At 40.7% G+C, this 24315-nt stretch carries 27 protein-coding genes, 1 pseudogene and 2 other annotated features; of the genes and pseudogenes, 2 read left to right on the forward strand and 26 right to left on the reverse strand.

Going from position 1 to position 24315, the window contains the following annotated elements; all coding sequences use genetic code 11:
• Positions 1-318 precede the first annotated feature (318 nt).
• The 15 genes and pseudogenes from EF384_RS03285 to rplK all read right to left on the reverse strand — a co-directional run bounded on the left by EF384_RS03285 (position 319) and on the right by rplK (position 13973).
• Positions 319-1209, reverse strand: a complete 891-nt coding sequence (locus tag EF384_RS03285) for an SDR family oxidoreductase (protein ID WP_123779566.1) — start codon at positions 1207-1209, stop codon at positions 319-321.
• 175 nt (positions 1210-1384) lie between these two features.
• A pseudogene (locus EF384_RS09755) lies at positions 1385-3130 on the reverse strand (ABC transporter permease/substrate binding protein).
• Between the two features lie 7 nt (positions 3131-3137).
• Positions 3138-4415: a quaternary amine ABC transporter ATP-binding protein gene (locus EF384_RS03300; RefSeq protein ID WP_123779569.1), complete on the reverse strand. Its 1278-nt coding sequence runs from the start codon at positions 4413-4415 to the stop codon at positions 3138-3140.
• Positions 4416-4816: 401 nt separating this feature from the next.
• Positions 4817-5557: an amino acid ABC transporter ATP-binding protein gene (locus tag EF384_RS03305; protein ID WP_123779570.1), complete on the reverse strand. Its 741-nt coding sequence runs from the start codon at positions 5555-5557 to the stop codon at positions 4817-4819.
• Positions 5554-6267, reverse strand: coding sequence for an ABC transporter permease subunit (locus tag EF384_RS03310; RefSeq protein WP_123779571.1), 714 nt, complete (start codon positions 6265-6267; stop codon positions 5554-5556). The genes EF384_RS03305 and EF384_RS03310 overlap by 4 nt, the downstream gene beginning before the upstream one ends.
• 17 nt (positions 6268-6284) lie before the next feature.
• Positions 6285-7115 (reverse strand): transporter substrate-binding domain-containing protein, encoded by an 831-nt coding sequence (locus EF384_RS03315; RefSeq protein ID WP_123779572.1) that lies wholly within the window; start codon positions 7113-7115, stop codon positions 6285-6287.
• Between the two features lie 36 nt (positions 7116-7151).
• Positions 7152-7982, reverse strand: coding sequence for a transporter substrate-binding domain-containing protein (locus EF384_RS03320; protein ID WP_123779573.1), 831 nt, complete (start codon positions 7980-7982; stop codon positions 7152-7154).
• Positions 7982-8761, reverse strand: coding sequence for an amino acid ABC transporter permease (locus tag EF384_RS03325; protein WP_123779574.1), 780 nt, complete (start codon positions 8759-8761; stop codon positions 7982-7984). The genes EF384_RS03320 and EF384_RS03325 overlap by 1 nt, the downstream gene beginning before the upstream one ends.
• 53 nt (positions 8762-8814) lie before the next feature.
• Positions 8815-9366, reverse strand: coding sequence for a GNAT family N-acetyltransferase (locus EF384_RS03330; RefSeq protein WP_123779575.1), 552 nt, complete (start codon positions 9364-9366; stop codon positions 8815-8817).
• The gene (locus EF384_RS03335) at positions 9348-9914 is read right to left on the reverse strand and encodes an NAD(P)H-dependent oxidoreductase (protein ID WP_123779576.1); all 567 of its coding nucleotides are present in this window, start codon (positions 9912-9914) and stop codon (positions 9348-9350) included. The genes EF384_RS03330 and EF384_RS03335 overlap by 19 nt, the downstream gene beginning before the upstream one ends.
• A 108-nt stretch (positions 9915-10022) precedes the next feature.
• Positions 10023-10248 (reverse strand) — a binding site (T-box leader).
• A 550-nt stretch (positions 10249-10798) separates the two neighbouring features.
• Positions 10799-11410 carry a class I SAM-dependent methyltransferase gene (locus EF384_RS03340; RefSeq protein WP_123779577.1) on the reverse strand — a complete coding sequence of 204 codons (612 nt, stop codon included), beginning with the start codon at positions 11408-11410 and terminating at the stop codon, positions 10799-10801.
• A gap of 204 nt (positions 11411-11614) precedes the next feature.
• Complete coding sequence (rplL, locus tag EF384_RS03345; protein ID WP_123779578.1) at positions 11615-11983, reverse strand: 50S ribosomal protein L7/L12; 369 nt, start codon at positions 11981-11983, stop codon at positions 11615-11617.
• Between the two features lie 56 nt (positions 11984-12039).
• On the reverse strand, positions 12040-12543 hold the full coding sequence (gene rplJ / locus EF384_RS03350) for a 50S ribosomal protein L10 (protein WP_123779579.1): 504 nt from the start codon (positions 12541-12543) through the stop codon (positions 12040-12042).
• Positions 12544-12577: 34 nt separating this feature from the next.
• Positions 12578-12716, reverse strand: a sequence feature (ribosomal protein L10 leader region).
• Positions 12717-12759: 43 nt separating this feature from the next.
• Positions 12760-13449 (reverse strand): 50S ribosomal protein L1, encoded by a 690-nt coding sequence (gene rplA, locus EF384_RS03355; RefSeq protein WP_123779580.1) that lies wholly within the window; start codon positions 13447-13449, stop codon positions 12760-12762.
• A 98-nt stretch (positions 13450-13547) separates the two neighbouring features.
• Entirely contained in the window at positions 13548-13973 is a 426-nt protein-coding gene (gene rplK, locus EF384_RS03360) for a 50S ribosomal protein L11 (protein ID WP_094518725.1), read from the reverse strand.
• Positions 13974-14252: 279 nt separating this feature from the next.
• On the opposite strand from rplK, the gene phoU reads away from it, so the two are divergent.
• Positions 14253-14921, forward strand: coding sequence for a phosphate signaling complex protein PhoU (phoU, locus tag EF384_RS03365; RefSeq protein ID WP_123779581.1), 669 nt, complete (start codon positions 14253-14255; stop codon positions 14919-14921).
• 377 nt (positions 14922-15298) lie between these two features.
• Here the strand turns inward: phoU and EF384_RS09710 are convergent, their stop codons facing one another.
• The gene (locus EF384_RS09710) at positions 15299-15481 is read right to left on the reverse strand and encodes a lipoate protein ligase C-terminal domain-containing protein (RefSeq protein ID WP_158607401.1); all 183 of its coding nucleotides are present in this window, start codon (positions 15479-15481) and stop codon (positions 15299-15301) included.
• On the opposite strand from EF384_RS09710, the gene EF384_RS03375 reads away from it, so the two are divergent.
• Positions 15468-16118, forward strand: a complete 651-nt coding sequence (locus EF384_RS03375; RefSeq protein ID WP_233570021.1) for an oxidoreductase — start codon at positions 15468-15470, stop codon at positions 16116-16118. The two genes, EF384_RS09710 and EF384_RS03375, sit on opposite strands and share 14 nt — an antisense overlap.
• Positions 16119-16204: 86 nt before the next feature.
• Here the strand turns inward: EF384_RS03375 and nusG are convergent, their stop codons facing one another.
• From nusG to EF384_RS03425, 10 genes are all read right to left on the reverse strand, one after another.
• The gene (nusG, locus tag EF384_RS03380) at positions 16205-16759 is read right to left on the reverse strand and encodes a transcription termination/antitermination protein NusG (RefSeq protein WP_123779583.1); all 555 of its coding nucleotides are present in this window, start codon (positions 16757-16759) and stop codon (positions 16205-16207) included.
• A gap of 135 nt (positions 16760-16894) precedes the next feature.
• Complete coding sequence (gene secE / locus EF384_RS03385) at positions 16895-17068, reverse strand: preprotein translocase subunit SecE (protein ID WP_123779584.1); 174 nt, start codon at positions 17066-17068, stop codon at positions 16895-16897.
• Between the two features lie 24 nt (positions 17069-17092).
• Positions 17093-17245 carry a 50S ribosomal protein L33 gene (gene rpmG, locus EF384_RS03390; RefSeq protein WP_094518243.1) on the reverse strand — a complete coding sequence of 51 codons (153 nt, stop codon included), beginning with the start codon at positions 17243-17245 and terminating at the stop codon, positions 17093-17095.
• Between the two features lie 143 nt (positions 17246-17388).
• On the reverse strand, positions 17389-18006 hold the full coding sequence (locus EF384_RS03395) for a sigma-70 family RNA polymerase sigma factor (RefSeq protein ID WP_123779585.1): 618 nt from the start codon (positions 18004-18006) through the stop codon (positions 17389-17391).
• A gap of 61 nt (positions 18007-18067) precedes the next feature.
• Complete coding sequence (locus tag EF384_RS03400) at positions 18068-18607, reverse strand: NYN domain-containing protein (protein ID WP_123779586.1); 540 nt, start codon at positions 18605-18607, stop codon at positions 18068-18070.
• 32 nt (positions 18608-18639) lie between these two features.
• Positions 18640-19485, reverse strand: coding sequence for a 23S rRNA (guanosine(2251)-2'-O)-methyltransferase RlmB (rlmB, locus tag EF384_RS03405; protein WP_123779587.1), 846 nt, complete (start codon positions 19483-19485; stop codon positions 18640-18642).
• Positions 19472-19918 (reverse strand): Mini-ribonuclease 3, encoded by a 447-nt coding sequence (locus EF384_RS03410; RefSeq protein ID WP_123779588.1) that lies wholly within the window; start codon positions 19916-19918, stop codon positions 19472-19474. The genes rlmB and EF384_RS03410 overlap by 14 nt, the downstream gene beginning before the upstream one ends.
• Positions 19919-19966: 48 nt before the next feature.
• Complete coding sequence (gene cysS, locus EF384_RS03415) at positions 19967-21388, reverse strand: cysteine--tRNA ligase (RefSeq protein WP_123779589.1); 1422 nt, start codon at positions 21386-21388, stop codon at positions 19967-19969.
• Positions 21389-21979: 591 nt separating this feature from the next.
• A complete protein-coding gene (locus EF384_RS03420) occupies positions 21980-22816 on the reverse strand; it encodes a MetQ/NlpA family ABC transporter substrate-binding protein (RefSeq protein ID WP_123779590.1) in 837 nt (278 codons plus the stop codon).
• A 202-nt stretch (positions 22817-23018) separates the two neighbouring features.
• Positions 23019-24302: a nucleobase:cation symporter-2 family protein gene (locus tag EF384_RS03425; protein WP_233570022.1), complete on the reverse strand. Its 1284-nt coding sequence runs from the start codon at positions 24300-24302 to the stop codon at positions 23019-23021.
• Between the last annotated feature and the right edge of the window lie 13 nt (positions 24303-24315).

A 24315-nucleotide genomic window follows, 5' to 3' on the forward strand; every position in this document is an offset into this window, starting at 1 on the left:
TAATGAGATTTCACTAAGAAATTACTCATCAAGGCATTTTTACCCTAAAAATAGGCAAAAAAATAACAAAAGAATAATTGACTTCCGTGTCACTTTCTTTTGTTTTCGCCAAGAAACGCATCCGGACAATATATCGGGCGTTCCAATCCATTTAATAATATACGGTATTTATTATACGCTCCCTAGATAAAAAGTCAAGCATCAATCATCAGCTGTCAAAATAAATCTATTATATAGTAGAAAATTTCATTTTTTCCATGAAAAAAGCACTAGAAACCCTTGTTCTAGTGCTTTTTTAGCCTGTATTCTTAAGCTACTTTATAGATTGATGTTGATACCACCAGTAACACCGTAGATTTGTCCCGTTACATAACTTGATTCTTTAGCTGCTAAGAAGACATAAACAGGGGCTAACTCTACTGGTTGACCAGCGCGTTCCATAGTAGAATTTTGGCCAAATTCAGGTAGTGCACCCGGTAATTGACCATTATCTAATTGTAGTGGCGTCCAGATTGGACCTGGTGCCACCCCGTTTACACGGACACCTTTTTTACCAAAATATGAAGCTAGGTTGACGGTCAAACTAGAAACGGCACTGTTGGTTGCGGCATAATCCATCAAGCTTGTACTTGGATCAAATGATTGCACTGATGTAGTTGTAATAATCGTACTACCTGGCAATAAATATTGCTCGGCGGCTTTGACCGTTTCAAACATACTGATGACATTCACCTTAAACGTGTCGTTGACTTGCTTCATTGATAAATCTGCGAGCGATGATTGTGCGATTTGTTGTGCAGCATTTAATACAAGAATATCTAATTGACCGAAAGCCTTAATCGTTTCCTCAACGACTTTGCTCGCTTCCCCGTCATTTCTGAAATCACCCGGAATAGCGATAGCTTTGACGCCTTCTTTTTCCAATATGCTGACAACTTCTTGGGCATCGGCTTCTTCACCTGGTAAATAATGAATGGCTACATTGGCCCCTTCTCGACCATAGGCAATGGCAGCTGCGCGACCAATACCAGAGTCACCACCTGTGACAAGGGCATTGCGACCTTTTAATTTGCCTGAACCTTGATAAGAAGTTTCACCACAGTCAGGAAGTGGTGTCATCTCTTTTTGTAAGGCTGGGCTTTTAGCCTCTTGTTCCGGAAAGTTTTCCTTGGTATACATGTTTCTTGGGTCAATTAAGTGTTCAGTCATGATAATCCTCCTATAAGCTTAGTTGGCATCTTGCTTCTTCCTTATGTAATATCCACTACAATTTATAGTATAAGTTATATAAGTGTATCCTTCAAGCATTCCGCTCTGACATAGACAAAAAAGCGATGTAAGACACTGCTAAACGCAAGCCTCACATCACTTTCTTCTATATATTTTATTTACCTAACCATTCATCCACAGTATCTTGGTTGGCTTCCACCCATTTTTCAGCTGCTTCTTTAGGATCTGTACCGGCTTGTACATCAGCCATAACAGATTCCATATCTGCAACTTCCCAGTGGAAATTATCTAAAATTTGATTTGCTTCTGGCATATCTTCAGCAAAACCTTGACGTACAAAGGTGTTAATCGTTTCCCCATCACCAAATGTACCTTCAGGGTCTTCTAGATATTTCAAGTCATATTCTTGGAACATCCAGTGTGGCGACCAGCCTGTGATGACAATTGGTTCTTCATTCGCAATGGCTGTTCCTAAGGCTGTGGTCATGGCACCAGATGAAGATGTTTGTACTTGCCAATCACTTAAGTTATCGTAATCTTCTACAGCTTGTTCAGCTGCCGCTACAACCCCAGCACCAGGTTCAATCCCGGTAATGGTTTTGTTGGCTTGGTCGCTTAAATCAGCAATTGAATTGACGTCTTCCATATAGGTTGGCACAACAATCCCTGTGACCGCACCCTCAAGGTTTGGTCCTAAGTCAGTCATTTGTGCGCCGTATTGTTCCAATTGGCTCTTGTGGGTATTTGGTAACCAAGCACCTACCATAGCGTCGGCTTCACCTGTTGCTACAGATGACCACATAATGGCGTTATCCAAAGGTGTCAAAGTTACATCATAACCTGCTTGTTCTAAAGCGACAGCAATCACGTTAGTCGATGCGATTTCTGTATCCCAGGTCACGTATGACAGGTTGACGGTACCCTTACTTTCTCCGTCGCCACCAGCGGTTAGACTGGAATCAAAAGCCCCTTCTGACCCGAAGGTAAATAGCAGTCCGACGATTGCGGCGATGACAAGTAATGTATTTTTCACTAAATTCTTCATAAGCTCCTCCTTTCTGGATGTTTATTTATTGGTAAATCGATTGGTTAAGCGGTCGATTAGGATTGCTAAAACGACAATCGCTAGTCCGGCCACGAAACCTGATCCGACTGATGCGCGTTGTAGGGCAGTCAGTACTTGACGACCTAGGCCTGGTGCACCAATCATTGATGCAGTCACGACCATTGATAGGGCTAGCATGACGGATTGGTTGATACCGGCCATAATGGTTGATTTGGCTAATGGTAATTCAACTTTAAATAGTTTTTGACGTGGCGTTGACCCGAAGGCATCGGCTGCTTCGATTAATTCTTTTGAAATTTGGTTGATACCAAGTTCGGTAAATCGTACCGTTGGTGGTAAGGCGAAAATAACAGACGCGAAGGCACCTGGCACGATCCCAATACCGAAGAAGGCTACTGCTGGAATCAAGTAAACAAAGGCTGGCATTGTTTGCATGAAATCAAGCAAGGGTTTTAGGATATTGTGGACAGTCGTGTTTTTTGCTGACCAAATCCCAAGCGGTACCCCAATCAAGATAGAGATGATTGATGATACGAAGACTAGGGTTACGGTATTCATTAATTCGGCCCACAAACCTTGGTTTAAGATATAACCTAAGCCGACTAGAGCGAAGGCTGATAGTGATAAACGGCGTTTGCTGGCAAAGTATGCCACGATGGCGATGAATAGAATCATGGCAAACGGTGGTACCAATAGTAATAGGTTGGTAATCCCGTTCATAAAGGCTGTCCCACCATTTTGGATGATATCGAATAGGCCACTAAATGTGACGGTTACCCAATTTGTTGCACTTTCAACCCAGGCGGCTACAGGCAATTGCGGGATTGGAAACATGGCTAAATTAAGCATTTGTTACTTCCTCCTCTGCTGTATGTGTCGCGTTAACTGTTTCTTCATTGTTATTGTTGTCTTCATCAGTGTCAGTCGCAAGACTGTTAATCACCATTTTCGAGCTGACCATACCAAGTAAGTGGCCACCTTCGTCAACAACAGAAATTGGCATGTTGGCGTTACCCATCACGTCATAAATTTCATTAATTGATGTGTCAGGCGCTACGACTGGTTGGTCGGTACGAATTAATGAAGCCACTGATAATTGTTCTTGGTTGCGGTTCTTTTTCACATAAGCGGCCACATCGGTACCACGGACATAACCAAGTAATTCGCGTTTGTTGTTGATAACCATCAAGAAAGTATAATCTTCCTCTTCCATACGGCGTAAGGCCATACGTGCACCTTGGCGTTCAACGTTCAATAAGAATTTTGGTTTTTCCATCGCATGTTCTGCGGTTAAGACTTTGGAACGGTCAACGTTTTCGATAAAGCGTTCGACGTAGTCGTTGGCTGGGTTGGTTAGAATTTCTTCACCAGTACCCACTTGTACAACTTCACCGTCTTTCATCAAGGCGATGCGGTCACCAATACGTAAGGCTTCATCCAAGTCATGGGTAATAAAGACGATGGTTTTATTTAGTTTCTCTTGTAATTCGACCAATTCGTCTTGCATGTCGCGACGAATCAATGGGTCAAGCGCTGAGAAAGCTTCGTCCATTAATAGAATTTCTGGATCGTTGGCTAAGGCACGTGCCAAACCAACACGTTGTTGCATCCCACCTGATAATTGGTTAGGATATTGGTCTTTAAAGGTTAATAGACCAGAGTTTTCTAAGGCTTTTTCGGCTGCCTTTTGACGTTCCGCTTTGCCAACACCTTGAATTTCCAAACCAAATTCTGTGTTCTCAAGAATGGTTTTATGTGGGAATAAGGCGAAGTTTTGGAAAACCATGCTGACTTTCTCTCGACGAATTTGACGTAACTTGTCTTTGCTTGTACCAGTTACGGGTTCGCCAAAGATGCTAATTTTACCGGCTGTCGGTTCGATTAAACGGTTGATCATGCGTAGCATAGTCGATTTCCCTGAACCAGATAGCCCCATGATGACGAATGTTTCACCTTGGTTGATTTCAATATTGGCATTGTGGACACCCACGGTTGCCCCTGTTTGTTTCACAATTTCTTCTTTTGTCTTACCTGCTTCTAGCATTTTTTTGGCCTTGTCTGTGGCACTACGAGAACCATAAATTTTGGTTAGATTCTCAATTTTAACTGCTGTAGTCATCTTCTTCCTCCTCCTATGTTCAAACTTTGTTCAAAACTCGAAAATAATCACCATTTAACCCTAACACATAAAAGATATATGATTCAAATGAACATGGTTCAAAAAGGTTGATTTACCGCCATTTTCATGAAAACGAATGAAAATAACAGGTCAGCTGAGGACTATGAGAGTCAAAATGGAAGGGCTTTATTTCACAAACTTTGTGAAATACAAGGATTGTACTATATTTTGTAAGTTTATTGTGTTTGCTGATGATATACGGAGCTATTAAGACGGCGGTCTATTTTGGCATATTCACACCTCTTGACTAGAATTTCTCATTAGAAAAAGCAACTAGATTAGACACCATAAAAAAACTAGGACATAACATCCCAGCTTCTCTTGACTACAATATGCAATTTTTAATGATATACGGCCGTACGTTTTAAGAAGTTTTTTGTTCTTTCTTCTTGAGTATTGTCGAAGACTTCTTCAGGTGTCCCTTGTTCGACGATGACCCCGTTTTCCATAAAAATGACGCGATCAGCTACTTCATAAGCGAATTGCATTTCATGGGTCACAATGACTAGTGTTGACCCTTCGTTAGCAACTTGTTTGATGACACCCAATGTTTCTCCTACCAATTCAGGGTCTAAGGCTGAAGTTGGTTCATCGAATAGGATTACTTCCGGGTTCAAGGCTAGTGCTCGCGCAATGCCCACCCGTTGTTGTTGACCCCCAGACAACTCATGTGGATAGTGGTCTTCTTTGCCTTCGAGGCCGACTTTGGCTAAAAGGTCGCGTCCTTTTTCCACTGCAAGTTTCTTAGGTACTTTACGGGCAATAACCAAACCTTCGATGACGTTTTCCAAGGCGGTACGATTTGAAAATAGGGCGTATTGCTGGAAGACCATGGCAGTTTTCTTGCGGATGTCTAAAATTTCTTTCTTGCTGACTTTTTCAAAATCGACTTCTTTGTCGCCAATACGTAAGGTCCCTTGGTCGGCGCGTTCTAAAAAGTTTAGGCAGCGGAGGAAGGTCGTTTTCCCTGAACCACTTGGGCCAATAATGACCACCACTTCGCCCTGTTCAATCGTTAAGTCGATGCCTTTTAGGATTTCATTTTGATCAAATTTTTTGTGGATATTTTCTACTTGGATCATACGATACTCCCCTTCACAAATTTTCTGGTATGGTTGCGTTCAAATAGGGCTGAAGCTTGCTCAATCACGATGGATAAGCCCCAATAAATAATGGCTGCGGCAATGTATGATTCTAGGAAAGTATAGCTTGTTGTTGCCGTGATTAAGGCGCCATTTAGTACGTCCACCACGGATACCAATGATACTAGCGACGATGCTTTGATTAAGACAATCAGTTGATTACAAATCATCGGTAAGGCGATTGGTAACAATTGCGGGAAAACCACGCGGCGAATGGTTTGGAATTGCGTCAAACCGATTGAAGCTGCTGCATCCCATTGGTCTTTGGGAATGGACGTTAGGGCTCCGCGGAAAATTTCCGACAAACTGATGGTTGCCGTAATGCTTAGGACGAAAATCCCAATATATTCACGATTGAAGTTGCTAAAACGAATGTCCAAGTTCAAGCTAGTAGCCACTTTATCAAACAAATCTGAAAATAAAAGGTAGGCCACCATCAAGGTCAACACGACAGGTATCCCTTTCCCAACCGTAATGACACCTGAAAGGAAATTTGCCAGCACGGGCACGCGGTAAAACCGAATTAGCGCGATGATAAAGCCCAGGACAATCCCAATAAATAAAGGAATGAAGGCTAATCTTAGGGTCACGGGAATATAGGGCACCGCCGCCGTAAAGGCATCAACAATAGCTGAAACATCAATTTGCATATCACGTACCTACTTTCTTATTTGGTATAGTCATCTCCTAGGAATTCAATGGACAGGTCTGATAAGGTACCTTCGTCACGCAATTCCTTGATGGCACCATCGACAGCTGTTTGTAATTCTTCATCCCCTTTGTTGAAGATGTAGAAGATACCGGCTGTTTTCAAGGCTTCATCTGACGCCTGCAAGTTTACATTAAATTGTTCGTTGTATTTGTTCGTATCAAATTTCGTTAAGATAGCAGCATCGGCTGTCCCATTTTGTAGGCCTTGCACCAATAATTCGCCACTGGCTTCAGAATAGACAATCTCGATTGCATCGTTATTTTCGGCATTATAGGTTTCTAAAATGTAGGCCACTTCACTCGCCGGCGCAGCGAATACTTTTTTACCTTGTAGGTCATCTAAACTTTGGTAGACTTGGCCAGTCGACTCGTCTACCACAATGTGGTGGGCATAGGTATTATAGGCTTCTTCACCGTATAAATATTTCGCCCCACGTTCATCGTTGTAGGCAAAGTTGTGGGCTGCCAATCGTACTTTACCAGCCGATAATGAAGTCAATACATTTTTAAAGTCCATTGATTCATATTCAAAGTTATATTGGTCCAGTTTTTCATCCACTGCTTTTAAAACTTCAATGTCATAACCTTGTAAGTCTTCATTTTTATCTAGATAAACGAAAGGTTGGTAGGCATTTCCTGTCCCAACAATGACCGTTTCCGCATCCGGATTAGTCGTTGCTGCCGCTTCTTCGGTTGCTTCAGCACTGCCACAAGCTGCTAAAACAGCAGTCGCCGCTAAACTCAATAAACCAAACTTCACAAAACCGCTCTTCAATAATTTTTTCATTCCTTTTCCCCCACTCCTTAGGCTTATGTGCCTTGCTTACTTGGTATAATCGTTGCCTAGTACTTCAGTCGAAATTTCAGACAAGGTACCCTCGTCAATCAATTCTTGTAAGGCACCGTCAACGGCTTCTTTCAATTCATCATCACCTTTGTTATACAAGAAGAACGTTTTGGAAACATTAATCGGTTCTGTTGAAAGCACTATTCCCGCATCAAATTGTTTGTTGTATTTGTCTTGGTCATATTTGGTGATTAACCCAGCATCATAAGTCCCATTTTCTAGGCCTGACACGAAGATTTCACCCGAACCTTCACCATAGATTATTTCGATTTGTTGGGCCTCATCTGTGTGTGCCGTATTGTATTGTTCTAGTAGGTAGGCTACGTTACTCCCTTGAGGTGCATAGACTTTTTTCCCTTGTAAATCGTCTAAAGTAGCAAAATTTTCTTTACCACCACTTGTCACAATAAACAAAGTGTAGTCTGTATAGCCGACTTCACCATATAGGTATTTGGCAGCACGTTCGTCGTTATATTCATATTGATGGGCCGCCAAATCAACCTTATCCGCTGACAATGACGTCAGGACATTTTTAAAATCGGTCGCTTCATACTCAAAAGTATATTGATCTAATTTTTCATCGACTGCTTTTAACACTTCGATATCATAGCCTTGCAATTCATTGTTTTCATCTAAGTAAACGAAAGGTTGGTAGGCATTTCCTGTCCCCACAACAATTGTTTCTGCATCCGGATTATCTGTAGTTGCCGTTTCCTCTGTTGCTTCAGCCGTTCCGCAAGCTGTTAAAACTGTAACTGCTGCCAAACTCAATACACCAAATTTTGTAAACCATAACGTCTTCTTCATTAGTAAGTCTCCCCTTTGCCTTCTTTCAGCGTATAGCCTCTGAAATATTGATCATCCTCAACTTGTAACGCCGCTGCCTCGACAAGCGGTTTTTGTTTTGCTTGTGCCTTAGATTGAAATTGGAAACGTTTGGACAACCAAGCGAAGACTCTTTCTAAGACGATACTCAACACAATAAATATAATTGCGGCGATAAAGTAACCTTCTAGCGAACGATAGGTTAATGCAGCCAAGGTTTTCACCTTGCCGATGACATCGATAACCCCTAAAGAAAAAGCTAAAGATGTATCTTGTAACAAGGCCACAATCATTGTCCCCGTTGCCGGAATCGCAATACGCACTGCCTGTGGCAAAATAATGCGGCGATACGTTTGCCCCTTACTTAAGCCAATAGAGGCTGCCGCTTCTTTTTGATCGGCCGGTACACTTGAAATCGCAGACCGGAAGATTTCCGAAAAGAAGGCTGCTGTGTTTAAACCATAGGTAATATAGACAAAATCAATATTTTCGATATTGGCTAATGCGGTAAAAATAATGGGTAACCCATAATACACAAGGAATAATTGCACTAAAATTGGGGTCCCTCTCACAAAAGAAACAAAGACCTGACTAATCTGTGACAAGACCGGCACTTTTTCAATACGGACCAGCGCTAAGACCAAACCCAGCGCCATCCCAATCGCGGTGGCTACCGCAACAATAGCTAAGGTCACTGGTAAAGCGCCTAATATTTTGGGGAAAAATGAAATCACATATTCCCATTTAAAAAATTCTGACATGGCTTTCCCTCCTCAAAGGTATAATCGTGATTGAACACTTCAATCACACTGACTTAATCTTGATACTGAAATTCGGCTTGCTCAACGCGTAGGATATTGTCATCAAATCGTTCTGGTATCAAGACCTTGAACAAGGAAACCGTTAAATCATCATCATTTTCACGGGTGGCTAATACTTGGAAACCATTGCGTAGATACATGTCCAACAACCAAGGATGTTTCTTGCCCGATGTGCCTAGCACATAGCCTGGTGCTTTCAGTGTATTCACCAAAAACTCTTGCTCAACTTGCTCTAGGAATTTCAATCCTACACCTTGACCGCGGTAGTCGTTAGCAGTCGCAAACCACCACAAGAAGGGATAATTAGAAATTGGTGTTTCGCTCTCCCATGGTTGGCGAATGGTAATGGTTGAAATCAAACGTCCGTCCCGCTCTAATACTAAAGCAATGCCAGTTTCAATATTTTCCGTTACCGATTCTAGGGTTGCATTGGTTGATGGCCAATCAATCCCATAATCCTTCACCTCTTGGAAAGCCTCTTGAATTAATTGTAAGTAAGCCGGTGCATCCTCTTTTGTCGCAATTCTTAAACGATCTTTTCCCATCTTGCTACCTCCTTGATTTCTACATGTCCTAAACGACGTGATAATTGTGCAATTTGAGCATCAATCCGTTGTTTCACACTGTCTTCAACAATAAAACTGCTGCCATTTTTAATAACTTGGTCTTGCGTTGCAAAAGTCGATTGCAACAATTCTTCAGTCCCTAACTCTTTTAACACTGGTTCCAACGCATACTGCAAAGCCAACAAGTGATGTTTGGATCCGCCTAAACCTAAGGCATAGACAACCTTATCCGCTAAAGCCTTTTGTGGCAACAAGTCGAGATAGGTTTTTAAAATCCCAGAGAAGCTACCCTGATAGATTGGCGTAAAGACGATGACGCCATCTGAACTTAGCACCTGGTCAGTGACCGCTTGAAGACGCTGATCTGATACATCCGCCGTCAATAATGATTCCGCTGGTAACATGTGCACTTGAATGACCTGTGTTTGGATCTGATGGTCCATCAACACTTGTTGGGTATACTCTACTAAACCGTTTAATCGTGAAGTTAGCGAATTGGCGCCTGCAATTAATGTCACTTTCGTCATATCTATCCCTCTTTCCTAATCTCTACTTGTTGTCATTTTTACAAAATCGTGTCTGTTTGTCCTTGTGAAAAAGAAAAACCCCTCCTTAATAAACATACTCGTCTATTAAGAAGGGGCGATTGGTATCATCGCGGTTCCACCCTTATTCAAATTGCCTTCGCAGACAATTTCTCATCCAGTAAATACTGAAAGGGATAACGACCCCACCCGTCTACACAGCTTTCACTATCTAGATGCTCCAAGCTCATTTTCATTACCGGCAAGCGTCTGTTCTCATCAACTCAGACTTTCTGTGGATTGCACGCATAATTACTCTACTCATCAACGCGATTTTGATATAAAAATATTTGCTATCTTTGCTTGCAGTAAATTTAACAAATCCATCCGCCTTCGCACAAGATTACCGCCTAAGAAAAACATTGTCGTACATCCACGAAAGCGAAAACTGGAAATTCCAAAAAAACTTCAAAAGCCTTATGCTATATAAGTTTTGAGCATGTACACATTTTTCGTCAATCGTTAACCGCTATCATTACTGATATAGAAGAGGATAAACCGGTAATGAAAAGTTTTACATATAAATACAATATTTGTACTTTTATTACTATCTTTTAGAGGAAATCCATGTCAAAAGCTTATAATTTCGTCACTAATGCAATGACCGGTACAAAAAATTTAGCAATTTTTCGGATATCATTTGCATTTATCCAGTGATAGGTTTAGACGTTTAAGGCTGTTACCAAAAAAGCGAAACCCAGCTGAGCAGATGCCTTTTACTTGCTAAAAATTCTGCTGAAAACTATCCACAACTTCTCCCAAACACAAAAAACCAAGCAACATGACATTGCTTGGTTCAAAATGTTTATTCATATTGTGGATAAATACTAGTTTTTCACACTACGTAAAATCCAATAACCTTTACGACGCTCAATTTCTTCCACATTACCGAAGACTTCTTCAAGTTTCTTCATTGCAGAGGGCGCCCCTTGTTTTTTCTGTAATACGACATAGATTTCTCCACCTGGTTTTAGGTAATGAATGGCTTCACTCATAAAATGATGGACCGTTTCTTTCCCAGCACGCACTGGTGGATTCGTCAAAATCACGGCAAAATCTTTTTTATCCACATCTGCATACACATCAGACACCGCGAATGTCACGTTATCCACATGATTATTAGATGCATTTTGTTTAGCTAAGCCAATCGCACGTTCAGAGATATCCACACCATAAATGTGTCGATCAGGTAAAACTGTCCCCATAATCACACCTACCGGACCATAGCCGGCACCTAGATCTAGGATATCACCTTCGGGTAGGCTGTCTAAATCCAAAGCTTCTAGCATAACACGTGTACCAAAGTCTAAGTTACCGCGTGAAAATACACCAGAATCTGTTGTAAATTTAAATTTCTGATCAAAGATGACCGTTTCGTATGATTGAATATCATGTCCTAGGTCTTCGTTGTTTTCAAAATATTGATGACTTTCTTTCATGAATAGCCTCCGTTCTTTCGTCATGTGCACCTTTTTCACAAAAATATCCTACAAGTTCGGCACATGTAACACTTTCCTTCTTATTTTAAAGGTGTTGGGCCATTCTCACAAGTCATATTTGACGGGCAAATAACCTGTGAAAACAAAAAAAGAGCTCGGATAACCGAGCCCCCTTCATTTGAGATTTAAGATAATCAATAAAGATTATTTTAATTCTGCAGTACCGCCAGCTTCTTCGATAGCAGCTTTCAAAGCTTCTGCTTCTTCAACAGGTAGAGCTTCTTTAACTACTGCAGGAGCGCCATCTACTAATGCTTTAGCTTCTTTCAAGCCTAAGCCAGTAGCTTCACGTACAGCTTTGATAACTTTGATTTTAGCTGAACCAGCTGAAGTTAACTCAACGTCAAATTCAGTTTTTTCTTCAGCAGCTTCACCAGCACCAGCACCAGCAGCAGCTACAGGAGCAGCAGCAGATACACCGAATTCTTCTTCAATCGCTGATACTAAGTCAGCTAATTCTAAAATTGTTGATTCTTTTAAATCAGCAATGATTTGTTCAATATTTAAAGCCATTATATTATTCCTCCATTTTTAAATGATTTGTTTTGTTAGATTAAATTGGTAATAAATTATGCAGCGTCTTCGCCTTTTGCATCTGCAATAGCTTTGACAGCGTATGCCACGTTGCGGACAGGAGCTTGCAATACTGATAATAGCATTGAAAGTAGACCTTCGCGGTTTGGCAATTGTGCAATTTTCTTGATTTCGTCTTTTGAAAGTACTTTACCTTCAATGACACCACCTTTAAGTTCTAACGCATCTGCTGTTTTAGCAAAATCTGAAAGAATCTTAGCTGGGGCAACAGCGTCTTCCATACCAAACGCTACAGCTGTAGGGCCTTGGAAAACTTCTTCGTGGTAGTTTAATTCTAATGTATCTAAAGCACGACGCATGATCGTATTTTTGATAACTTTGAATTCTACACCTGCTTCACGTAATTGTTTACGTAATTCAGTAACTTGTGCTACTGATAAACCTAAGTAGTCAACGACAACGATAGAATTAGCTGCGTTCATTTTTTCAACGACTTCATTTACTTCTTGTTGTTTTCTTGCAATTGCTTGTTCACTCACTTATATTTCACCTCCACTGATTTTCTAAGAGTTTTTTTATAATAAAAAAACTCTATGTCACTGAAGACATAGAGGATTAAAGTCCGTCATCTAGTAACGAACAACGTCTCTCCCTCGGTTGGCAAAATTAAGGCAAGGCCACCAACTGTCTTCGGTAAGCTATATAAATAACCTCACTCATACTACCAAAATAGTATGAGTCGGTCAAGTGTTTTTTTAGATTGACTGTGGATCGATTTGGATACCAGGACCCATTGTAGATGTTACTGATAAGTTCTTGATGTAAGTACCTTTAGCAGCAGCAGGTTTAACACGTAAAACCATTTCGTTAACAGCTTTGATGTTTTCTGCTAATGCTTCAGTAGTGAATGATACTTTACCAACTGGTAAGTGTAAGTTACCACCGTTATCAGCACGGTAAGCTACTTGACCAGCTTTGATATCATTAACTGCTTTTGTAACATCCATAGTTACAGTACCAGTTTTAGGGTTTGGCATTAAGCCTTTAGGACCTAATACACGACCTAAACGACCGATTTGACCCATCATGTCTGGAGTTGCAACGATTACGTCAAATTCGAACCAACCTTTAGAGATTTTTTCGATGTATTCGTCGTCACCAACAAAGTCAGCACCAGCGTCTTTAGCTTCTTGAGCTTTTTCACCTTTAGCAAATACCAATACAGTTTGGTCTTTACCAGTACCGTTAGGTAATACCATAGCACCACGGATTTGTTGGTCATTTTTCTTAGTGTCGATACCTAAACGGTAAGCCACTTCTACTGATCCATCAAATTTAGCGTAGTCTACTTCTTTTAATAATTCAATTGCTTCTGTTAAAGCGTATTTTTGTTTTTTATCAACTTTAGCTAATGCAGCTTGTTGATTTTTAGTTTTTTTCGCCATTATTTCTATTCCTCCTATGTGGTTTTAGCGGATAATCCTCCCACTCACAAATCAAGATGATTTGCGGCGCATGGGTATTATGTATTACAGTCTGACAATTAGCCTTCTACTACAAAGCCCATTGAACGTGCAGTACCTTCAACCATACGCATAGCAGCTTCTACGTCTGCAGCGTTCAAGTCTTCCATTTTTGTTTCTGCAATTTCACGAACTTGATCGCGTGTAACTGTTGCAACTTTAGTTTTGTTAGGTTCACCAGAACCTTTAGAAACGCCAGCAGCTTTCATTAATAAGTTAGCAGCTGGAGGTGTTTTAGTTACGAATGTAAATGAACGGTCTTCGAATACAGTGATGACAACGGGAATAACCATACCCATTTGATCTTGTGTACGCGCATTGAATTCTTTAGTGAATCCCATGATGTTCACACCAGCTTGCCCTAATGCAGGACCTACTGGAGGAGCTGGACTTGCTTTACCAGCTTCAATTTGTAATTTTACGATTTGTTGTACTTTTTTAGCCACGAAACATTCCTCCTTGTTTTTCGCGTTGTGGTTTAATGGAGATGAAATTTCTCCTCCCACTACATGTGTCTACACACAGTATCCTATTTAACCATACCTTTTATGTAATTGCAAGTATTTTTACCAAAAAAATTTAAAGAAAAATTTTGCCATTATTGTGTCATTTTTGTAAAGGTTTCCATCATTGTTTTGTTAAGGTTTTGTAAATGACAAAAAATACATCATGTGCTATAATGCATTCTTAGGACAAATAAAGTACACTGTAAAGGAGTGATGAAGATGGAACGTCCAGTAAGAAAAATCTACGATGACCAACTAAAGACTTTGGAGGGTATGCACGCTAAGCTCGGCTTTGCGACTGCAGCGATGATTGAAAACTCTTTCCAAGCACTAAAAACGATTGACCACACAGCAGCACAAACTGTTATTGATAGTGATCATGAAATTAATAGCCTTGAAAAGGATATCGAACGTTATGTTATGCGAATCATTGCCCGTCAACAGCCAATTGGTACCGACTTACGAATGATTCTATCTGTTTTTGCTTCAAGTTCTGATTTAGAACGCGTTGCTGACCATGCAACGTCAATTGCAAAAGGTGTGAAACGTGTTGACAGTTTAGCGCCATTCGACCCTATTATGGAAGATGTATTTGCAATTGGTGAAATCGCTAAGAATATGATTGGCCAAGCAATTGATGCTTTCAGCCAACATAATGTAGAACGTGCCAAAGAAATTGCTGCCATGGACGACGAAGTTGATGCAGCCTTTAAAGAACTTGTAGACCAAACATTAGCTATCATGCAAAGCAATCCAGAAGCAATCCCATCTGGTTCAGCAATTAATGCAATCTTACATGACATCGAACGTATCGCTGACTACGCAACTAACTTATGTGAACGCGTAATCTATACCGAAGATGCTGACATCGTAAACTTAAACGACTAGTCATTTTACTTATGTTTATGTAAAAAGCTCGAAACCTCGTGTTTCGGGCTTTTTTGTTGTATTGGAAGTAAAGTCATTTTGCCCAGTACCTATTCATGGCGATTACAGAATGGCCGCTGGTTCTGGATAAATTTGCGAAAATTTACAGAATAAAATCTCATTCAGGACAAGTCTCAAAATTCCTACAGAATAAAAATCCATTCTGTACAAGTTCAAATAGGCTTACAGAATGGCCGCTGATTCTGTACAAATCTTCGAAAAATTACACAATGAAATCTCATTCTGTAAAAACAACGAACCCGTATACGACAGACTAATGTCCTCTCAAATAAAAAAGGCTGATGCCACCGCATCAACCCACCTACTACAAATTCATATTACTTCACTAAAATAGCCACTAAGTCTTCCGCTACTACTGGCCCAAAGTAAGGCGCCAAATCGATACTGTTCAAAGCCTCCAACAAGGCTTGTTTTTTCAAGGCAACACCAACCAAGACTGTTTCAACATCTTCAATCTCGGCTTTGCCGAAGAAATCACCGTAAATTTTGCAGGTCTCCAACCAACGCGATGACGAATACGGCAGCCAAAGCCTAGAAAACCGCGCACGCTTTGGACTAGAAGTCTTCAAAGAAGTACAACGCGTCATTGACGAAGAAGCGCCTGAAGGATTCATCCTTGGCCTCCGCGGCACGCCCGAAGAAACCCGTGGTCAAGACGTCGGTTACACGGTTGAAGAATTCAATCAATGGCTAGACTGGATCCTTGAAACCGCCCGTCTCGACTACGTAGCCATTGCCTCTTGGGGTCAAAATATCTACAAACACACCGTTCGTAGCGCGGGCGAAAACTATGGGCAACCCGTCAATAAGATTGTCCACGACCACTTGAATGGACGCGCACTCATGATGGCAACTGGTGGTATCAACTCACCTGAAAAAGCCCTTGAAGCCATTCAATACGCCGACATGGTGGGTATGTCCTCACCATTCATCACCGAACCCGACTTCGTCAACAAATTAGAGGCCGGCCAAGCCGATGCCATCGACCTATCCCTACTCAACAAAGATATCGATGACCTGGCTATTCCACACGCAGCCTTCAAAGACATCGTCCGCATGATGGACTACGGCAAAGGCCTACCCCAAGAATCCCGCGACAAACTACGCGAACTTGAGAAAAACTATGAAACAAAATAAACGTATATACAGAAAAAGAAAGGGTTGATGCCATGGCATCAACCCTTTCTTTATATAAACGACGCTTGCTTAGGCAAGCCCCTATTTTAGAATTTATCTACTTGGTTGTAGTCTACTTCTGCTAATGTTTCACGACCGAACATTTCAACTGTTAACTTCAATTTGCCGTGTTCTGCATCGATTTCTTGAACGCGACCTTCCATACCATCAAAGGCACCGTCGATAACTTTAACAACTTCATCTAATTCGAATTTCATGTTACGGTTGTAGCCGCCGTCACCTAAGCTTGATAAGATATTTCGAACTTCATCAGGCAATAAAGGTGTTGGTTTTGAACCTTGACCGTGAGAACCTAAGAAACCAGTAACACCTGGTGTATTACGGACAACGAACCATGCTTCATCAGACATGATCATTTCTACTAATACGTAACCAGGGAAGTTTTTGATTTTAACAATCTTTTCTTTACCAGTTTTAGTGATTTCTACATGCTCTTCTTCAGGCACGATTACACGGAAAATGTATTCTTCCATATCCATTGATGTAATACGCATTTCAAGGTTTTGTTTTACTTTATTTTCATATCCAGAGTAAGTATGTAGCACATACCATTGTTTTGCTTGTTCGATTTCTTCTGCCATCGTTATGCTCCTTTATCTTTCACTTCTTATTTTTACGCAAATTAAAAAACCTTCCCTAAGATGAAAGGTTTTTCGTTCGATTTATTCGTGCTCATTATAGCACACTACTCGCGTAACGGCTATAGGAACTTTCAATTATAGGTTAATAAACCACGCAAAGGCCCATTGCGCAATACTATCTACAATACCTAGGAAAATCGCAACTAGGATAATAGTAGAAAGAACAATACCCGTGTAGCGCATTAATTCGCCACCAGTTGGCCATGTTGTAAGTCTCATTTCGTGCCATACATCTTTAATGAATTGCATTTAAACGCCCACCCTTGTCTTTGCCTATTTTGTTTCTTTATGAATCGTGTGTTGGTTACAGTGTTTACAGAATTTCTTCACTTCTAAACGCTCTGTACGGTTGCTTGCATTACTATTTGTTGTGTAATTACGAGAACCACATACAGAACATGCAAGTGATACTTTTTTTACTGGCATATTGTTGATCTCCTTGTTTCAAATTCATTGTACATGGTACGCACTCTGACGGTCAATGTCAATTTTTTTCGTTCATCACTTTACATTATAACATATTTTTGGCGAAAAAAAGAAACTGGCGTCAAAGACACCAGCTCCAAATTCTAATCAAATAAGTCTGACAAAATCTTCTTATACTTCTGCTTACACTTCGAAATCAGCGACTGCAGTTGTTTTTTAGACAAACCAGCAAGCTCTGACATCTCTGTATAAGATAAACCAGCTTTGAAATATTCAAAGGCCTTGCGTTCCATTTCAGACAAACTGTCCTCATAACGCGTAATACTCTCTTTGAATAAAAAAGCATGATCTGGTGGAAACTCATTCGTTTGTAGGAAGTTTTCAAGACTGTTATCATCACTTTCAGTCTGAAACAATTGCATCTTTCGATCAATTTTGTAATTAGCTATCCGCTTATCCGTCATATGCATCCGGCGAATATCCAGCAAACGATTTTTAAACACATTTGAAAAATACGTAGTAAACAAAGCTTTACTATCCAGTTTGTAACCGTCAACCGCCTGCATCAAACACATCCTGGCTTCTTGATAATAATCATCATTCTCCAAGATATTTTTAGGAACACGCCATCTATTGGCGTACAAAACTGGCTTAACTTCCTCATACAAAGCTTCGAAAATTTCTTCCGTGAGGGCTTTTTTACCCTCAGCGACTAAACCCAATACCCGTGTCTGATCTCTTTGGTACATTTCCTTTGCCACAGAACGTCCTCCCATAGACCCTCCAGGCTCAATCCAAAAATAACATGCACAAAATATACTATTATTCGTCTTTTTTATCCGTCAAATTCTTATAAAAGTTCCCTAACTTGTCTAACTGATGGACTGACCATGGTATGGATCGTTGATATTTATTATATTCATAATCATTGCTACCATGTGTGATCTCAATATTAGTCTTTTGAATGGCGCGATATAACTCTTGCGCCGATTGTCTCAAAGCGCCTTTTTGGAATACCATTCGTTGTTCAGCCAGGTCACTAGTCGCTACCGTGACATTATGAATCGGGCTCACAAGATCAGCAATCATTTCCTCGATATAAGAATCGGCAGTTTGACCCTCACTCGTAAACACGACATGTAGGTTAAATTGATCATAAGATTTGGAAATACCAGGAACGAACATCGCATCAAAAACGACCCACGTCTCAATCCCGTGATAGCCTACATAATTAGACAACTGCTCCAGCAAACTATCCCGCGCCTCTTCAATTTCGTCACGATTCTTTAGTTTTACTAATGCTGGCCAGGAACCAATCATATTATAGCCATCCACAATTAAACGTTCTTTCTTTAATGCCATATCGTTCCCTCCCTTCTCTTATGAAAAAAATATTATCCCTTGTTTGTCATTCGATTTTGATAAATTTGATACATCAATAAGCCGGCCGCCACGCTGGCATTTAAACTTTGCACGTGCCCACGCATAGGAATCGTTATCATACCATCAAGATGCTTTTTAACCCCTGGTGACACGCCTTTTCCTTCGTTACCAATGACAACAGCAATTGGTAAGGTTGCGTCCATTTGCCACATTGATTGACCTTTCATGTCGGTACCAAAGACCCAAACACCGCGTTCTTTTAATGTTTCAATAGTGTTTGAAATATTCGTTACACGCACAACAGGCACATGTTCAATGGCACCCGTTGACGTTTTGGCTACAACTTGTGTCAAACCAACCGCGCGACGGTTTTGAATGATGACACCGTGAACACCAGCTGCATCTGCAGTTCGTAAAATTGAACCCAAGTTATGTGGATCTTCAATCCCATCAAGAATCATGATGATTGGATCTTCCTGTGCTTCTTCAGCCTTGGCGAAGATATCATCTAATTCAGCATATTTATAAGCCGCAACTGCGATGACCACACCTTGGTGGTTACCGCCATCAGATAAGGTATCTAGTTTTTCCTTTGGTACATTGGATACTAGAATATTTCGTTTGTTGGCTGCTTTTAAAATCGCTTGGGCATTTTTTTCATTTAAACCAGTTTGTAAGAAGACCTTGTTGACGTCGTGGTCGCTCTCCAAAACTTCCATTACGGCATGGAAACCGTAGATGAAATCAGGCGCTTGACCATCTAATTCAGCTAGGTCCTCAGCTGTTAATTCCGGTGCTGATTTGCGGGGTTGACGTTTCCTGCGATTCTCTTGGAATCCTTGATTATTTCGTGCCATGTGTTGCTTCCTCGTTTCCTTGCGCTTGGTCAATGTTGTCGATACAGAATTGGGTAATCGTGTCAAAACGTTCCTTATCCGTCAAATAAACGTAGCCCATCAAGGCTTCAAAGCCTGTCGCAATCCGGTATGTATGGATATCGGCATTTTTAGCGCTTGAATGACTTTTGGCATTACGGCCACGTTTAAACACGGTGATTTCGTCTTCAGTCAGGAAACCTGGTGTATTTTCCATCAAAGTAATTAAGGCTGCTTGCCCCTTAGCTGACACAAAGCTGGTTGCTGCCTTGTGCAAGTCTTTGGGTTTGGTAAGCCCTTGGTTGACAAGGTAGCTGCGGACAACGACCTCCCAAGAAGCATCCCCAAGATAGGCTAGGGTAAGACCACTTAATTGATTGATTTGATTACTAGATAAGGACTTATTTTCTGACATATAGACGACTCTTTTCTTTGTTCATTTGTTTAATTGGTTGATGACACATTAGGCTTCTTCTCGTTTCCAACGTGTACCTTGGGCTGTATCATCTAAGATAATGCCTTGGTCTTTCAATTGGTCACGAATTTCATCCGCACGGGCAAAGTTCTTGTCCGCACGCGCTTGGTTACGTTCATCGATTAAGGCTTGAATATCATCCGCTAGTAATTCTTTCTCGTCTGATAATGCCACCCCAAAGATGGCTAATAGGTCGACAAAGCTTTCTTTCATTGCTTGTAACACTACTTTAGATACTTCAGCTTCATTTGTGTAGATATTGATTTCACGCATTAAACGATAGACTTCCGTCAAACCATTTGGTGTATTGATATCATCATCCATGGCTTCACTGAAGGCAGCTTTGATATCTTCAATCGCTTGTAAATGATCTGCATCATCGGCAAGACTATCTTTAGCGTCTTCAAAACGGTAGTTCAAGTTCGCATACGCTGTCTTCAAGTTGTTTAAATTGTTGATAGCATCTTGAATGTTTTCTTCGTTGAAACGTAATGGTGAACGGTAGTGGGCAGATGCTAAGAAGAAACGAACCACTTGTGGGTCTACTTGTTTCATCAAATCATGCGCTAACACAAAGTTTCCTAGTGATTTAGACATTTTTTCATCGTCATCACCCATGGTCACAAATCCGTTATGCATCCAGTAGTTGGCGAAAGTATGACCTGTATGTGCCTCTGATTGTGCGATTTCATTCTCATGATGAGGGAAAGTTAAGTCATGGCCACCACCATGAATATCTAAAGTGTCACCTAAAAATTTAGTAGACATTACAGAACATTCAATGTGCCAGCCTGGACGACCTTCACCCCAAGGAGATGACCAAGAAATTTCACCTGGTTTCGCCGCTTTCCATAAAGCAAAGTCAACGCTATCTTCTTTTTTGGTTTGGCTATCAGCTTCCACACGTTCAGAAGCACCTGCACGTAAATCATCGATATTTTGATCAGATAATTGACCGTAATTTTTGAATTTACGTGTTCTGTAGTACACGTCACCCTCTACTTCATAGGCATACTCTTTTTCGATTAGATCTTCCACAAAGGTGATGATATCATCCATATTTTCCATGACACGTGGGTTTTTCGTCGCACGTTTCACGTGTAAAGCATCTGTATCTTCATAGAAAGCTTCAATATATTTATCCGCGATTTGTTCCGGAGTTAAGCCCTCTTCATTGGCACGTTTAATAATCTTGTCATCCACATCTGTAAAGTTGGATACGTAGTTTACATCAAAACCACGGTATTCAAAGTAGCGGCGTACTGTATCAAAAGCGACCGTAGACCGGGCATTCCCAATATGAATGTAGTTATATACCGTTGGACCACACACATACATTGAAATCTTGCCTGGTACTAATGGTGTAAATACTTCTTTCTGATTGGTTAGCGTATTGTAAATTTTTAACATAATATTTGCCCTTCCTATGTCCGAGAATTGAATCAGTGATTGCCGTCGGTCTATTCTAGAGCGATACGAATAAGCCGTTTGCATGCTGGTACGGGTTCCTTCGTATACGCTTATTATAGAAACAGTTTGACTATAATTTCAAACCGCCAATTTTCTAAAAATGGCAATTTGATGAGAGTGTTTTTTACTGTTAAATCCCCTTCATTCTAACACATTTCACGCCATACTAGAAATGAATGCTTGTTTATATATCTGTTATAGGTGATAATCTTTACAATTAATGATGGCCAAAAAAGCAAAATAGTGTGTTTTATATCTTTCGAGTTAAAGGTTGCAAAATGCTCTCATTTTATTTTAATATAAATCTCATGAAAACCATCATTTTAAGCCTTTTTGTACAAAAAGATTGTAAATTATACAAAAAATCAAAATTTTGAAATTTTATGTCATTGTATTTTTGGCTAATCTTACCATCAACCCTTGCAAATATCCCCTATTTAGCTGAGAAAATTCCTGATAAAAACAAAAAATGTATTATTATATTTTTGTAATAAAAAACGACCCGATTGCTCGGGTCATTTTCTTTTATTATTAGTTTGAAGTACCACTTGGTTGTGGTGCGCCGTCCCAAACTGGGATGCTTGAGCCTGCTGACATTTCGTCGATGATGGCTGCGACTTCGTCTGTTTGGTAGTATTCTAGGATCGTTTTGTATGTTTCGTTCTCTGTTTGATCTTCTTGAACAGCGATGACGTTGTAGTAAGGTTTTGATGTATCTGCTACTGGTTCAAGGAAGATGGCATCTTGTGTAGGGATGTAACCTGCGTCTGTTGCCATGTCGTTGTTGATGACTGAGATGTCTACGTCACCTAAAGCACGAGCTGTTTGGTTTGAAGCCATTTCTTCAAATTGTAAGTTTTTAGGGTTTGATGTGATGTCACTGACAGTTGGTAGGTTACCTTTTGAAGGGTCTACTTCGATTAAGCCAGCTGTTTGTAATAGTAATAAGGCACGTGAACCATTTGATACGTCATCTGGAATGGCTACGGTTGCGTTATCTGCTAAATCGTCTAGGCTTTCAATCTTTTCAGAGAAGACACCCATCGGATTTAAGGTTGTGTAACCTAAAGTTGTATTGGTGTAGCCTGCTTCTTCATTGATTGAATCCATGTAGATTTCGGTTAAAGCTGCATGCATATCGATTGAACCATCTTGTAAGGCTTCAATTGGTTGACGGTAATCCGTAAATTTTACCAATTCAAGTTCGATGTTTTCTTCTTCTAATAACACTTCTTGTAGGTATTCCCATTGGTCTGCCTTGTCACCGACTAAACCAACTTTTACTTTTGTTGTTTCTTCTGTTTGACCACAAGCTGCTAAAACTAAAGCAACTAATGCTATAGCAAGTAATCTAAAATATTTTTTCATGTGTTCGTCCTCCCAGACTCTATTTCATTACTCTATTGTAGAAAACCGCAGTGTTCATTACAATGCATCAGCCGATATCGATATCCCATTACAATTGATATGTTTTACCTATCATAGGTTGCCATGTATCGATTCCATTTATCTATATAAAGAAAAACACCTAAGGGAGGTGGACCCTTAGGTGTTGTTTGGAACACGTAAATTATTTCTTCACGCCATGGAAGAAGGCATTTAATAAAACGACGGTGACGGCACCGGCTACGATACCGCTTGAAGTTAGCCATGATAACCATTCTGGTAATTGCGCAAAGGCATCCGGTACGATAGATACACCTAAACCAATGGTAATCGCGGCACCAATCATTAATTGGTTGCGGTTATCGCTAAGGTCTTGGGCACCTAATACACTGATACCGTATGACAATACGTTACCGAATAGGAAGATCATTGCCCCACCAAGTACTGGTGCGGGAACGGCTGTTGCGATGGCACCGATTTTAGGTAGTAAACCACAAATCAACATCAAGATAATCAAGTTGATGAAGATAGATTTACGTTTTTGACCAGACATTTGGACAACCCCAACGTTTTGTGAGAAGGCTGTTTGTGGTGAGGTATTGAAGATACCCGCTAACATGTAACCAATCCCTACTGAGAAGTATGAGCGACGTAAGTCAGCTTCGTCGATGTCTTTGTCGTACATACCAGCCAAAGCGTAATCAATCCCGGTTACTTCGATCATTGAGATAATCCCAACAATTGTTAGGCTAATGATGGCTGATAGGTTAAAGCTTGGTGCTGCAATAGCGAATGGCATCGGTAGTTGGAACCATGATGCTTCTAGGATTGGTTGCATATCCATTTTTCCCATAAAGATGGCAATAATCATACCTGCTACAAGGCCGATTAGGATTGAGATAGATTGTAGGAAGCCTTTGGTGTAGCGATATAGGAAAAGGATGATTAGGAAGGTTATCAAGCCTAGTACTAAGTTGTCGATGTTGCCGAAGTCGGCACTACCTTGGCCACCAGCGAGGTTGTTGATGGCTACGGGAATTAATGTTGCACCGATTAGGGTAACGATTGTTCCGGTTACTAATGGCGGGAACAAGTGTGATAGTTTGGCAAAGATTGGCGCTAGTAGCATGATGATGACACCTGCTGCTAGGATTGAGCCGAACATAGTAGATAAACCGTATTGTGAACCTACTTTGATCATTGGGCCAATGGCAGTGAAGGAACATGCCATCACGACTGGTAGGCCGATACCGATGAATTTACCACGGTATAGTTGTAAGAAGGTCGCAATCCCTGAAATCACGATATCTGCGGATACCAAGTATAGGGTTTGGGCGGTCGTAAAGTTTAGGCTGCTAGATACGATTAGGGGCACAACGATGGCACCGGCGTACATAGCTAGTAGATGTTGTAGTGACAAGAAGGTTGTTTTGGCACCGAAGATATCTTTGAAGTCGATATTTTTCACTTGTGGCACCTAC

The sequence above is a fragment of the Aerococcus agrisoli genome, from assembly GCF_003797145.1.
Lineage (GTDB): Bacteria > Bacillota > Bacilli > Lactobacillales > Aerococcaceae > Aerococcus > Aerococcus agrisoli.